This is a genomic window from Inmirania thermothiophila (assembly GCF_003751635.1).
Lineage (GTDB): Bacteria > Pseudomonadota > Gammaproteobacteria > DSM-100275 > DSM-100275 > Inmirania > Inmirania thermothiophila.
Map to the genome: position 1 here is coordinate 815,257 of NZ_RJVI01000002.1, position 12,772 is coordinate 828,028.

Sequence of the window (12,772 nt, forward strand, 5' to 3'; positions counted from 1 at the left end):
CCGCCCGGGGCGGCCGTGGGTGGGGGTTGGTGGGCCGTCAGGGACTCGAACCCCGGACCTACTGATTAAGAGTCAGCTGCTCTACCAACTGAGCTAACGGCCCCGAAGAGACCCGGAAGGATACCCGCAGCACGGCGCGGGCATCAAGGTCTTGGGGTGAGCGATGGGACTCGAACCCACGACAACCGGAACCACAATCCGGGGCTCTACCGACTGAGCTACGCTCACCATCGCCTGTGTCTGCCGCCACCCGGAGAGGTGGCACGCCCGGCAGGACTCGAACCTGCAACCGTCGGCTTAGAAGGCCGATGCTCTATCCGGTTGAGCTACGGGCGCATGGTGCAGCTCCTGCGCGGGCGGGAACGGTGGTCGGGGTAGAGGGATTCGAACCCCCGACATCCTGCCCCCAAAGCAGGCGCGCTACCAGACTGCGCTATACCCCGCAGCACGCGGAATCCTACCGGCGCCCCGGCAGCCACGCAAGGCGCGCCAATGGTACGGATCGCCCCCTGCGCCGTCAACGCCGCCTTGCCGCCCCGCGCGCGCCCGTGCGAGAATCCGCGCCTTTTCGGGGGGAGGGCCATGGGCGCGCAGATCCTCGACGGCAAGGGGCTTTCGGCACGGCTTCGCGCGCGGCTGCGCGAGCGCATCGAGGCGCTCGCCGCCGCCGGCCATCCGCGGCCCGGACTGGCCGTGGTCCTGGTGGGCGACGATCCCGCCTCGGCCATCTACGTGCGCAACAAGCGCCGCGCCTGCGAGGAGGCGGGCATCCGCTCCGTCGCCCACGACCTGCCCTCCACCACCTCGGAAGCGGAGCTGCTCGCCCTCATCGACCGCCTCAACGCCGACGACGAGGTGGACGGCATCCTCGTCCAGCTCCCGCTCCCGGAGCACATCGACACCGAGCGGGTGATCGAGCGCATCCACCCCGACAAGGACGTGGACGGCTTCCACCCCTACAACATCGGCCGCCTCGCCCTGCGCATGCCGCGGCTGCGGCCCTGCACGCCCCGCGGCGTGATGCGCCTGCTCGACAGCCACGGCATCGACCCCGCCGGGCGGGAGGCGGTGGTGATCGGGCAGTCGCGCATCGTCGGTCGCCCCATGGCCCTGGAGCTGCTCGCCGCCCGTGCCACCGTCACCGTGTGCCACTCGCTCACCCGCGACCTCGAGGCGCACGTGCGCCGCGCCGAGGTCCTGGTGGTGGCGGTGGGCCGCCCCCGCTTCATCCCCGGCGGCTGGGTCCGCGAGGGTGCGGTGGTGGTGGACGTGGGCATCAACCGCCTCGCCGACGGCAGGCTCGCCGGGGACGTCGACTTCGAGGGGGCGTGCGAGCGCGCGGGGTGGATCACGCCGGTGCCCGGCGGGGTCGGCCCCATGACCATCGTCACCCTGCTGGAGAACACGCTGGAGGCGGCGCGCCTGCGCGGCCGCATCCCGGCGGACGTCTAGCCGCCGCGCCCCTCAGGCCCGCCGCCAGGTGGTCCCCTGCGGCGTGTCCTCGAGCACGATCCCCCTCGCCTTGAGCTCGTCGCGGATCGCGTCGGCGCGGGCGAAGTCGCGCGCCCGGCGCGCCTCGGCCCGCTCCGCCACCAGCCGCTCGATCTCCTCGTCGGACAGCCCCGCCCCGCTGCCGGCACCGCGCAGGTAAGCCTCGGGGTCCTGCTGCAGCAGGCCGAGGATGCCGCCGAGGCGGCGAAGCGCCGCGGCGAGCCCCGCCGCCCGCTGCGCCTCCTCGGCGCGGGCGCGGTTGACCTCGCGCGCCAGCTCGTGCAGCACCGCCAGCGCCTCCGGGGTGTTGAAGTCGTCCTCCATGGCGGCGTGGAAGCGCGCCTCGAACGCCTCCGCCCCCGCAGGTTCGGCCTCGGGCAGGCCGCGAAGGGCGGTGTAGAGGCGGCGCAGGGCCTCGCGCGCCTGCGCGAGCTGGTCCTCGCTGTAGTTGAGGGGGCTGCGGTAGTGCGCGGTGAGGATGAAGTAGCGCACCTCCTCCGGGCGGTAGCGCTCGAGGATCTCGCGGATGGTGAAGAAGTTGCCCAGGGACTTGGACATCTTCTCCTCGTTGACGCGCACGAAGCCGTTGTGCATCCAGTAGCGCACGAAGGGCCGGCCCGTCGCCCCCTCGGACTGGGCGATCTCGTTCTCGTGGTGAGGGAACTGCAGATCCTGCCCGCCGCCGTGGATGTCGAAGGTCTCGCCGAGGCAGCTCGTGGACATGGCCGAGCACTCGATGTGCCAGCCCGGCCGGCCCCGGCCCCACGGGGCGTCCCATGCCGGCTCGCCGGGCTTGGCCGCCTTCCAGAGGGCGAAGTCGAGGGGGTCATCCTTGGCCTCGCCCACCTCGACGCGGGCGCCCGCGCGCAGCTCCTCCGGGCGCTTGCCGGAGAGCCTGCCGTAGCCCTCGAAGCGGCTGACGTCGAAGTAGACGTCACCGTTGTCGGCGACGTAGGCGTAGCCCCGCTCGATCAGGCGCTGGATCATGGCGATGATCTCGCCCATGTGGGCGGTGGCGCGCGGCTCCTCGTCCGGCGGCAGCAGGCCCAGCGCCTCGGCGTCCTCGTGCATGGCGCGGATGAACTCCTCGGTCAGCGCGCGGAAGTCCACGCCGCGCTCCCGCGCGCGGGCGATGATCTTGTCATCGATGTCGGTGATGTTGCGCACGTAGGTGACCTCGTAGCCGCGCGCCCGCAGGTAGCGCACGACGACGTCGAAGACCACCATGGCGCGGGCATGGCCGAGGTGGCAGTGGTCGTAGACGGTCATGCCGCAGACGTACATCCGCACCCTGCCGGGCTCCAGCGGCTCGAAGGGCTCCTTGCGGCGGGTCAGCGTGTTGTAGATCCTGAGCATGGTTCAAAGGGTCTCCTCGCGAATCCGGTCGAGCGCCTGCCGCAGCCGGCGCCGCCGCCCCTCGGGGCCGAGCAGCGCCCACAGCGCCCCCAGCTCCGGCCCCGACGTGGTCCCCGTGAGCGCCGCGCGCAGCGGCAGGTAGAGGGCCCGCCCGCGCCGGCCGGTGGCGGCGGCGATGCGCGCTGCGGCCTGCCGCAGGTCGGGGGCGTCGGCGGCGGCGAGCGCGGCCTCCAGGAAGGCCGCGCCGGCCCCCTGCAACGCCGCCACCGCCTCCGGCTCGGGCGCGCCCTCGCCCCAGAGCCGCTCCGCCCAGACCAGCGCCTCCCGCGGCAACAGCACGTTGTCGCGCACGGCGGCGGCGAAGGCCGCGCCCCGCCCCGGCGGCACCCGCGCCGCGAGCGCCGGCGCGCCCGTGCCCATCCACGCCCACAGCGCCTCGTCGCCGAGCCGCGCCAGGGCCTCGCGCTGCCAGTGCGCCAGCGCCTGCGCATCATAGCGCGCCGGCGCCCGGCCGATGCGCGCCGGATCGAAGCCGGCGGCCATCGCCTCGGGCTCGAGCCAGCCCGCCTCGCGGCCGCGGTGCCCCAGCCGGGCGAGCAGGTTGCGCACCGCGCCGGGCAGGTAGCCGGCCTCGCGCAGGGCCGCCACCGCGGCATCGCCGCGGCGCTTGGCGAGCGGACGGCCGTCGGCGCCCACGAGCAGCGGCAGGTGACCGTAGCGCGGCGGTACAAGGCCGAGCCGCTCCAGCAGCAGGAGCTGGCGCGGCGTGTTGGCGACGTGGTCCTCGCCCCGCAGGACGTGGGTCACGCCCATGAGGGCGTCGTCCACGGCGTTGGCGAAGAGGAAGGCGGGGGTGCCGTCGGCGCGGCGGATGACGAAGTCGCCGAGCGCGTCGGAGCGCACCGCCTGCCGCCCGCGCACGAGATCCTGCCACACGATCTCGCGCCCCGCCGGCACGCGCAGCCGCAGCGCCGCGGGCTCGCCCGCCGCAAGCCGCCGCCCCGCCTCCCGCGCCGAGAGCGCGGCGCAGGTGCCAGGATAGCGCGGCGGCCGCCCGGCGGCGCGGGCGCGCGCACGCGCCGCGGCGAGTTTCTCCTCCGCGCAGAAGCAGGGATAGGCAGCGCCGGCCGCGAGCAGGCGCGCGAAGGCCTCCTCGTAGAGGGCGCCGCGCGCCGACTGGCGGTAGGGCCCGTGGGGGCCGCCCACGTCCGGCCCCTCGTCCCAGTCCAGCCCCAGCCAGCGCAGGTCCTCCATCAGCGCGGCCTCGTGGCCGGCATCGGAGCGACCGCGGTCGGTGTCCTCGATGCGCAGCAGAAAACGCCCCCCCGCCCGGCGCGCGAGCAGCCAGGAAAAGAGCGCCGTGCGCGCGTTGCCCACGTGGAGCCGCCCCGTGGGGCTGGGCGCGAAGCGGGTCACCACCTCGTGCTGCGGCATGGCGCGCATGGTACCGGAAGGGGGCGCGGGCGACGAGGAAGCCTCGTGCGCCCTTTCCCGGCGATGCGCGAACGATTATCCTTCCGCGCATGCGCACGCTGATCCTCCTGCTGGGCCTGCTCGTCGGCGTCGTCGCTGCGGCGGCCGAGCGGCCGCGGGTGGCGCTGGAGACCACCCTCGGCCGGATCGTGGTCGAGCTCGACCCCGAGCGGGCGCCGCGGACGGTGGCCAACTTCCTGCGCTACGTGGACGAGGGCTTCTACGACGGCACGGTGTTCCACCGCGTGGTCCCGGGCTTCGTCATCCAGGGCGGCGGCTTCACCCCCGACCTGCGCCTCAAGCGCCCCCACTCCCCCATCCCCAACGAGGCCGACAACGGGCTGTCCAACCGGCGCGGCACCCTCGCCATGGCGCGCACCGCGGACCCGCACTCCGCCAACAGCCAGTTCTTCATCAACCTCGTGGACAATCCCTTCCTCGACCACCGCGACCGCACGCCGCGCGGCTGGGGCTACGCGGTCTTCGGGCGCGTCGTCGAGGGCATAGACGTGGTGGACCGGATCGGTCGTGTCGACACCGGGCCGGCGGGCCCCTTCCCGCGCGACGTGCCGCGCACGCCCGTGGTCATCGAGCGGGCGTACCGGGTCGAGGAGCCCGCCGCTTGAGCGAGCACCTGTTCCTGTCCGACCTCCACCTCGACCCGGCCCGCCCCGGCATCACCGACGCCTTCCTCGACTTCCTCGCCCAGCGCGCGCCCCGCGCCGAGGCCGTCTACATCCTCGGCGACCTCTTCGAGGTCTGGATCGGCGACGACGACCCGAGCCCGCTGGCGCGCACCGTGGCCGGCCAGCTCCACGCGCTCGCCGCAGCCGGCGTGCGCGTCCACCTGCTGCGCGGCAACCGCGACTTCCTCATCGGCGAGACCTTCGCCGTGGAGGCCGGCCTGACGCTGCTCGAGGACCCCACCGCCCTCGAGCTGCACGGGGTGCGCACCGTGCTCAGCCACGGCGATGCGCTGTGCACCGACGACGTCGAATACCAGGCCTTCCGCGCGAAGGTGCGCGAGCCCGCCTGGCAGGCCGCCTTCCTCGCCCAGCCCCTCGCCGTGCGGGCGCGCGCCGCCCGCGAGCTGCGCGAGGCCAGCCGCCGCCGCTCGCGCGAGAAGCCCGAGGCGATCATGGACGTGAACCCGGCCGCGGTGCGCGAGCTCATGGCGCGGCAGCGGGCGCAGCGGCTCATCCACGGCCACACCCACCGCCCCGGACGCCACCGGCTCGCCCTCCCCGGCGGGCAGGGCGAGCGGCTGGTGCTCGGGGCCTGGGACGAGGCCGGCGGCATCCTCGTCCGCGTGGACGCCGCAGGTGCCGCCCTCGAGCGCTTCCGCGCCCGCGCCGCCGCCTTCGCCTGAAGGGGGTCGCGCCTCAGCGGCGCAGCCCGATCACGAGATCCATGACGTTGGTGCCGGTGGGTCCGGTGCGGATGAGGTCGCCGGCCGCCTCGAGGAAGGTGCCGGCGTCCGCCCGCGCCAGGGCCTCGTCGGGATCGAGCCCCGCGGCCCGCCCCCGCTCGATGGTGCCGCTGTCCACGAGGGCGCCGGCATCCCCGCCCGGGCCGTCGCTGCCGTCGGTGCCGGCGGCGAGCAGCCAGGCCGCGCCGTGGCCGGCGAGCTCCTCCGCCGCGGCGAGGGCCAGGGTCTGGCTGCGCCCGCCACGGCCCGGGTGCTCGGGCAGGCGCACCGTGGTCTCCCCGCCCCAGATGTGGACCGTCCCCGGCGCCTCCTCCAGCAGGGCGCGGGCGCAGGCGCGCCCGGCCTCCGCCGCATCCCCGCCGAGGAAGGTGCGGTGGCGGCTGACCTCGTAGCCGAGCTCCACCGCGCGCGCCGCCGCCGCGGTCTTCGCCTCCTGCAGCGAGCCCACCACGTGGCACTCCACCCGGCGCAGGTTGCCGTTGCCGGGCGGGGCGGTGTTGCGGGCCGCCAGCGCCTGGAGCCAGTCCGGCAGCTCCAGGTCCGAGATGTCGCCGCCGCGCCGGTCCGCCACCAGGAGGCCGGAGCCGATCACCGCCGGATCGTCGTCGGGTACGTCCGAGATGAGCAGACAGAGCACCGGGCGCCCCCGCAGGTGGGCCGCCAGCCGGCCGGCCTTGATCGCGGAGATGGCCTTGCGCACGCGGTTCATCTGCGTGATGTCGAGCCCGCTCGCCAGCAGCCAGCGGTTGGCCCGCTCGAGCTCAGCGGGCGCCACGCCCGGCGGCAGCACCTCCACCAGGGCCGAGGCCCCGCCCGAGATCAGGAACAGGAACCGGGCCTCGTCCGGGGCCTCCTCCAGGAAGCGCACCAGGCGCGCCCCTGCGGCGAGGCTCGCCGGCCCCGGCAGCGGATGATCGGCCTCGAGGCACTCGATGCCCGGCTCGGCGCAGAGGGCGGGGTCGAGGTGGCCGTGCTTGGTGATCACGAGCCCCCGCAGGATGCGGGGCCCGAGCGCGTCCAGCGCCCCGCGGGCCATGGCGGCCGCGGCCTTGCCGATGGCGACCAGGTGGACGGGGCCGGACGGCGGGCACTCGTCCAGGAACTCGGCCACCCGCGCCCGCCCCTCCACCGCCTCGATGGCGGCGCGGTAGATGGCCAGGAGGTCGGATCTCGGTCCGGATGGGCCGTCTTCGGTCATCGTCCTCGGGCGATGCGAGGGAGCCGCAGGGCAAGATAGCAGAAGCGCGGGGCCGCCACCAAGCGCTCCTCAGCCGCCCTGCGGCCCGCGCACGGGGCGGCGCACGGGGATCCAGACGCGGAAGCGCGTGCCCCGCCCCACCGTGCTCTCCACGTCGATGCGGCCCCCGTGCTTCTCGACGATGCCGTAGGAGATGGAAAGGCCCAGCCCGGTCCCCTTGCCTACGGGCTTGGTGGTGAAGAAGGGATCGAAGATGCGGGGCAGATCCTCGGGCGGGATGCCCTTTCCGGTGTCCTCCACCTCGACCCACACCCACGGCCCTTCGGCGCCCGTGCGGATCCAGATGGTGCCCCTGTCCTCGATGGCCTGGGCGGCGTTGACCAGCAGGTTCATGAACACCTGGTTGAGCTGCGAGAGGATACACTCGACCTGCGGGATCTCGCCGTACGCCTTGATCACCTCGGCCTTGTACTTGAGCTCGTTCCAGACGACGTTGAGCGTGCTGTCGAGGGCCCTGTGCAGGTCGGCGAGCTCCCATCGCCCCTCGTTGACGCGGGAGAAGTCCTTGAGGGACTGAACGATCTGGCGCACGCGGCCGATGCCCTCGTCGCATTCGTCCAGCACCGAGGCGAGGTCCTCGCGCAGGTGGTCCAGATCCGCCTCCTCGCACGCCTGCGCGAGGGCCCGCCGCGCCGCCTCGGGGAGCTGCGCCTCCGCCTCCCGGTAGCGGTCGAGGAGCCCGAGAAGATCGGCGACGTACTCCCTCAGGGTCCCCAGGTTCGAGCCCACGTAGCCCACCGGGTTGTTGATCTCGTGGGCGATGCCGGCGGCGAGCTGGCCGATGGCCGCCAGCTTCTCCGTGCGCACGAGCTGCTCCCGGGCCTCCTCGAGCCGGCGGATGAGCGCCTGCTGCTCGGCGTTGACCCGCCGCAGCGCCTCCTCGGCCCGCCGCCGCTCGGTGATGTCCTCGGCCACCACCACGACGTGCTCGAGCGCCCCGTCGTGCCCCCGGACCGGGGCCAGCGTCACCAGGGCCCACAGCTCGCCCCCGTCCGAGCGCTCGAAGCGAAGCTCGCCGCGCCACGACCCGCCGGCAAGCGCCCGCGCGGCCACCGCCTCGTACTCCTCGCTGGCGGCCCCCGGGGGGAAAAGGACCTCGCGCAGCCGTCGTCCCGTCGTCTCCCCGCCGGCGCGCCCGGTCAGCTCCCCGAAGCGGGGATTGGCGTAGCGGACGTGCCCCTGCGCGTCGGTGATCACCACCGCCGCCGGGCTCGCCTCCACCGCGCGCTGCAGCAGCCGCGCCCCGCGGGTGGCCTCCATGCGCGCGAGGAAGCTGGCGAAGACGTTCGCCACCGAGCCCAGGAACTCCTCCGTCCCGGCCCCCGGCGCGGGTTCCGGCATCGCCCCCAGGTGGAGGAGGCCGAGGAAGCGCCCGCCGAAACGGATGGGGGCGACGTGGTGGGCGCCGCCGCCCGGGCCCTCCCCGGGGGCACCGTCATGGAAGGCGATCCCCTCCTCGTCCACCTCCCGCCCGCAGGGGCACCGCCCCCGCGCGATCCGTGCCCAGCGCGCGCGGGTCTCGGCCGCAAGCCCGTGATGCGCCGCAAGCCGCAGCCCTCCCTCCTCCTCGTCGCCGAGGAGGATCGCCCCCCGCGGTTCGAGGCCGACCCAGGGCAGCGCCGCCAGGCGCTCGACGGCCCAGGGGAAGAGCGCCTCCACGTCCTCCGCCTGCTGGGCCCGCTCCAGGATCTCGCCGAGGGCGCGGGCGAGCGCGAGGTTGCGCTCGAGATCGGCCCGGGTCCGCTCCAGGACCGCGGCGCGCTCGCGCGCCTCGCGGGCGAAGAGCGTGTTGTCGAGGACCACGGCGAGGATCTCCACCAGCCGCCGGCCCCGCTCCAGATCCTCGCCCGTGAAGGGGGCGCGCCCGGCGCCGCGGTTCAGCGCGATGACGCCGCGCACGCCATCCTCGCCCGCCAGGGGCCAGCAGACGGCCGAGGCCGCACGCCGCGCGTCCCGCGCCTTCGCGCAGGCGTCGAAGCGGAAGCGGGGATCGGCGGCGGCGTCTCCGCTCAGCAGCACCGGCTCACCGTGCTCGGCCACCCACCCGAGGACGCAGCACCCGAGCGGGATCCGCTCGCCGATCACCCGCTCCGGCAGGTCGATGGCGGCCACGATCTCGAGGTCGCCGTCACCGCCCACCAGCGCGAGGGTGCCGGTCTCGGCCTCGAAGGCCTGCACCATGTGCTCGAGGATCCGGTGCTGGACGAGGCGCGGCCGCTCTTCGCGGGCGGCCGCACGCGCCAGTTGCAGCAGCTCGTGGACCCAGGCAAGCTCGCCGCCCCCCACCCCGCCTCCTCACAGGAAGAGGTTGGCGCTGCGGTTGAGGGCGTCGATCTCCCGCAGGCAGGCGAGCGCCTCCTGCTCGCCGAGCCCGAGCCGCCGCCAGGCCGCCTCGTCCGGCGCCGGGACCCGGTCGCAGCCCCCGTTGCCGATCTCGAGGGCCCGCGTCATGGCATCGGCGACGTGCACCACCGCCGCCTCCGGGGCGTCACCGGGAGCGTGGTGGCCCGCCACCGCGGCCACGATCACCGGCGGCAGCCGCCAGTGCTCCGCCACCCGCCGCCCCACCTCGGCGTGGTCGATGCCGAGCACCTCCCGCTCGGCCTCGATGAAGGGCAGATCGGCCTCCGCGCAGCGCCGCACGACGCGGCGGTAGAGCGGCTCGAAGAGGGTGTCCAGGACGAGCTTGCCGATGTCGTGCAGCAGCCCCGCGGTGAAGGCGGTCTCCCGCTCCAGGCCGACGCGGCGCCCGAGCACCTGGCTCGCCACGCCGACGCCGATGGCGTGCTGCCAGAGCCCGACGCGGTCCAGGGCGCCACCGGCCTCCGGCGGGAAGAGTCCGATGATGCCGGCGGTGGTGACGACGTTGCGGATGGTGTGGGTGCCGAGCAGCACCGTGGCCTCGTGGATGGAGGTGATCTCCCGCGGCATCCCGTAGAAGGGCGAGTTGGCCACCCGGAGCACGCGCGCCGCCAGGGCCTGGTCCTGCGAGAGCTTGTGCTCGATGGCGGCGAAGTCGGCGTCGTCGCGGTCGAGCAGCCGCAGCACCTCCTGCACCACCAGCGACAGCGAGGGCAGCCGCTGCACCCCCTGCTCGAGCTCCTCGAGGATGACGCCCGTCTTCACCGCAGCCTCTCCTGCCGGTAGGCGAGCACCGCCCGGCGCAGCTCGCCGGCCGCCCCGTCCTCGGGCAGGCCGCGGAAGAGATGGGCCACCCGCTCCGCCACCGCCTCGCGCCGGGCCGCGAGCCCGGCCTCGTCGAGCTCCGCCTCCACGTAGATGGAGACCGCGCGCACGCCGCGGCGGGCGAGCCCCTCGATCACGTCGCGGCCGAGGAAGGCCCCGGCCCCCAGCAGGCAGCGGCCCTCGTCGTCGAGGACTTCGGCGGCGAGCTCGGCCCCCTCCGGGACCTCCTCCAGCGGCACCTGCCGAACGTCGCGCATCCGCTCAGTCCTCCCCGCCCAGCAGCACCAGCACCACTCCGCGCGGGGCCTCCGGCGGCCCCATGGGGCTGGCCACGAGACGGGAGCCGTCGGCGAGCACCGCCGTCCCCCGCCGATCGGCGACGAAGTCCCGGTAGAGCTCGGCCGCCTCCGCCGGCAGCACCGCCTCGGCCGGCAGGCCGACGAGCACACCGCCCGGGGCCAGATGCTCCATCGCCGCCTGGTTGGCGACCACCACCGCACCCTCGTCGTCGATGCCCACGACCCCCACCGGCAGGTGCTCGAGCACCTCCTGGGCGATGCGCAGCGAGCGGATGTTGACGGCGAGCTCCCGCGTCTTGCGCTCGACCCGCTCCTCGAGCTCCTCGTTGATGCGGCGCAGCTCCTCGTTGGCGGCCCGCAGCTCCCGGGCCAGACGGGCGTTCTCCGCCGCCATCTCGTACTGGCGGAAGGCCTCGGCGATATTGCGCCGCAGCAACTCGTCGTCCCAGGGCTTGGTGAGGAACTTGTACACCGCCCCGCGGTTGATGGCCTCCGTGACCGCCTCGAGCTCGGTGTAGCCGGAAAGCACGATGCGCACGGTGTCGGGATGGCGCTCCCGGACCTCGCTCAGGAACTGCACCCCGCTCATCTCCGGCATCCGCTGATCGGAGACGATCACCCCCACGGGCTCGCGCTCAAGCCAGCCGAGGGCCTCGCGCGGGCTGGTGGTGGCGAGGATGCGGTAGCCGTCGCGCCGGAAGACGCGACGCAGCGCGCGCAGGATGTTCTCCTCGTCGTCGACGAGCAGCAGCGTCCGCGTCGTCCCGCCCTGCGGGGATCCCTCCGGCCGATCCATGCCCCCTCCCGACGGATGCCTGATTCCCGAGGGAATGATAGCAGCCGCGGGCGCCGCGCCGTCAGCGACCCCGCGCCGCGGCGAGCCCCCGCGCCAGGTCGGCCTCGATGTCGGCGGGGTCCTCGAGGCCCACCGAGATCCGGATCAGACCCTCCGTGATCCCCGCCTCGGCCCGCTGCTCGGGGCTGAGGCGCCCGTGGGTGGTGCTCGCGGGGTGGGTGATGGTGCTCTTGGCATCGCCCAGGTTGGCGGTGATGGAGAGCAGCCGCGTGGCGTCGATGAGCCGCCAGGCGGCCTCGCGCCCGCCCTCCACCTCGAAGCTGACGATGCCGCCGAAGGCGCGCATCTGCCGCGCGGCGAGCGCATGCCCCGGGTGCTCCTCGAGGCCGGGATAGAAGACCCGCCGCACCTCCGGCCGGCGCCGCAGCCAGGCGGCGATGCGGGCGGCGGCGGCGCTGTGGGCCTGCATGCGCAGCGACAGCGTCTCCAGCCCCTTCAGGAAGACCCAGGCGTTGAACGGGCTCATGGCCGGGCCCGCGGTGCGCAGGAAGCCGAAGATCTCCTTGCCCACCAGCGCCTCCGGCCCCACCACGGCGCCGCCGACACAGCGCCCCTGCCCGTCCAGGTACTTGGTGGCCGAGTGCACGACCAGGTCCGCCCCCAGCGCCAGCGGGCGCTGCAGGGCCGGCGTGGCGAGCACGTTGTCCACCACCAGGAGCGCCCCGTGCGCGTGCGCGATCGCCGCCAGGGCGGCGATGTCGGCGATCTCCAGCAGCGGGTTGGTGGGCGTCTCCACCAGCAGCAGGCGCGTCTGCGGGCGCATCGCCGCGGCCCAGGCCGACGGGTCCGTGACCGGGACGAAGTCCACCGCGACCCCGAAGCGGACGAGGTAGTTGGCGAGCAGCGAGGTGGTGGTGCCGAAGAGACCCCGCGCCGCCAGCACGTGGTCGCCGGCGCGCAGCAGCGCCATGCACACGCTGAGGATCGCGGCCATGCCCGAGGCGGTGGCCAGCGCCCGCTCGCCCCCTTCCAGCGCGGCGAGGCGCTCCTCGAAGGCGCGCACGGTGGGATTGGTGAAGCGGGAGTAGACGTTGCCCGGGGCCTCGCCGGCGAAGCGCGCCGCCGCCTCCGCCGCCGAGGCGAAGCAGAAGCTCGACGAGGTGAAGATGGGCTCGGCCTGCTCGCCCTCGCCGCTGCGCCGGTGGCCGGCGCGCACCGCCCGGGTGGCGAAGCCCGCGTGCTCGAGGATGTCGTCCATCGGCCCTCCCGTGGGACGTCGCGCGTCCCCTCCCCGGTCCAGCGAGCGGGCCTCGGAACGAAAAAACCCGCTTCGCGCACGCGCCAAAGCGGGGTCCTCGCCTCGCTTTAGCTGCATTTGTAACGCGCCCGCAAGCTGAGCATCAAATCGGCGCGAAGTGTGGAGGTTAGGCGCCGAAACCCGCCCTGTCAACGGGGGTATGCCGTCGCGGCACGGCGCTTCGGCT

The 12,772-nt window shown here is 74.5% G+C and carries 11 protein-coding genes, 4 tRNA genes and 1 riboswitch; of the genes, 3 read left to right on the forward strand and 12 right to left on the reverse strand.

The window, feature by feature from the left end:
* Positions 1–27 precede the first annotated feature (27 nt).
* The 4 genes from EDC57_RS09500 to EDC57_RS09515 all read right to left on the reverse strand — a co-directional run bounded on the left by EDC57_RS09500 (position 28) and on the right by EDC57_RS09515 (position 443).
* Positions 28–103: transfer RNA gene (locus EDC57_RS09500), tRNA-Lys, on the reverse strand.
* 49 nt (positions 104–152) lie between these two features.
* Positions 153–228, reverse strand: a tRNA-His gene (locus EDC57_RS09505).
* Between the two features lie 31 nt (positions 229–259).
* Positions 260–336 (reverse strand) — tRNA-Arg (locus tag EDC57_RS09510).
* 30 nt (positions 337–366) lie between these two features.
* Positions 367–443 (reverse strand) — tRNA-Pro (locus tag EDC57_RS09515).
* Positions 444–582: 139 nt separating this feature from the next.
* Here EDC57_RS09515 and folD point away from each other — a divergent pair.
* Positions 583–1,452: a bifunctional methylenetetrahydrofolate dehydrogenase/methenyltetrahydrofolate cyclohydrolase FolD gene (folD, locus tag EDC57_RS09520; protein ID WP_123401614.1), complete on the forward strand. Its 870-nt coding sequence runs from the start codon at positions 583–585 to the stop codon at positions 1,450–1,452.
* 12 nt (positions 1,453–1,464) lie between these two features.
* Here folD and cysS read toward each other — a convergent pair whose 3' ends face one another.
* Complete coding sequence (cysS, locus tag EDC57_RS09525; protein WP_123401615.1) at positions 1,465–2,847, reverse strand: cysteine--tRNA ligase; 1,383 nt, start codon at positions 2,845–2,847, stop codon at positions 1,465–1,467.
* Between the two features lie 3 nt (positions 2,848–2,850).
* Positions 2,851–4,290, reverse strand: a complete 1,440-nt coding sequence (gene gltX / locus EDC57_RS09530; protein ID WP_123401616.1) for a glutamate--tRNA ligase — start codon at positions 4,288–4,290, stop codon at positions 2,851–2,853.
* Positions 4,291–4,370: 80 nt separating this feature from the next.
* On the opposite strand from gltX, the gene EDC57_RS09535 reads away from it, so the two are divergent.
* Together EDC57_RS09535 and EDC57_RS09540 are read left to right on the forward strand one after the other, a co-directional pair.
* Complete coding sequence (locus EDC57_RS09535; RefSeq protein WP_123401617.1) at positions 4,371–4,946, forward strand: peptidylprolyl isomerase; 576 nt, start codon at positions 4,371–4,373, stop codon at positions 4,944–4,946.
* Positions 4,943–5,689, forward strand: a complete 747-nt coding sequence (locus EDC57_RS09540; RefSeq protein WP_211331950.1) for a UDP-2,3-diacylglucosamine diphosphatase — start codon at positions 4,943–4,945, stop codon at positions 5,687–5,689. The genes EDC57_RS09535 and EDC57_RS09540 overlap by 4 nt, the downstream gene beginning before the upstream one ends.
* A 13-nt stretch (positions 5,690–5,702) precedes the next feature.
* Here EDC57_RS09540 and EDC57_RS09545 read toward each other — a convergent pair whose 3' ends face one another.
* From EDC57_RS09545 to EDC57_RS09565, 6 genes are all read right to left on the reverse strand, one after another.
* A complete protein-coding gene (locus EDC57_RS09545) occupies positions 5,703–6,947 on the reverse strand; it encodes a glycerate kinase type-2 family protein (RefSeq protein WP_123401618.1) in 1,245 nt (414 codons plus the stop codon).
* A gap of 69 nt (positions 6,948–7,016) precedes the next feature.
* A complete protein-coding gene (locus tag EDC57_RS09550; protein WP_123401619.1) occupies positions 7,017–9,293 on the reverse strand; it encodes an ATP-binding protein in 2,277 nt (758 codons plus the stop codon).
* A 9-nt stretch (positions 9,294–9,302) separates the two neighbouring features.
* Complete coding sequence (locus EDC57_RS09555) at positions 9,303–10,133, reverse strand: HDOD domain-containing protein (RefSeq protein ID WP_170165098.1); 831 nt, start codon at positions 10,131–10,133, stop codon at positions 9,303–9,305.
* Positions 10,130–10,450, reverse strand: a complete 321-nt coding sequence (locus EDC57_RS12830; RefSeq protein WP_170165099.1) for a hypothetical protein — start codon at positions 10,448–10,450, stop codon at positions 10,130–10,132. The genes EDC57_RS09555 and EDC57_RS12830 overlap by 4 nt, the downstream gene beginning before the upstream one ends.
* Positions 10,451–10,454: 4 nt before the next feature.
* On the reverse strand, positions 10,455–11,288 hold the full coding sequence (locus EDC57_RS09560; RefSeq protein WP_123401621.1) for a response regulator: 834 nt from the start codon (positions 11,286–11,288) through the stop codon (positions 10,455–10,457).
* A 61-nt stretch (positions 11,289–11,349) separates the two neighbouring features.
* Positions 11,350–12,546 carry an O-succinylhomoserine sulfhydrylase gene (locus EDC57_RS09565; RefSeq protein ID WP_123401622.1) on the reverse strand — a complete coding sequence of 399 codons (1,197 nt, stop codon included), beginning with the start codon at positions 12,544–12,546 and terminating at the stop codon, positions 11,350–11,352.
* An 84-nt stretch (positions 12,547–12,630) separates the two neighbouring features.
* Positions 12,631–12,710: riboswitch (SAM riboswitch) on the reverse strand.
* Positions 12,711–12,772: the final 62 nt, after the last annotated feature.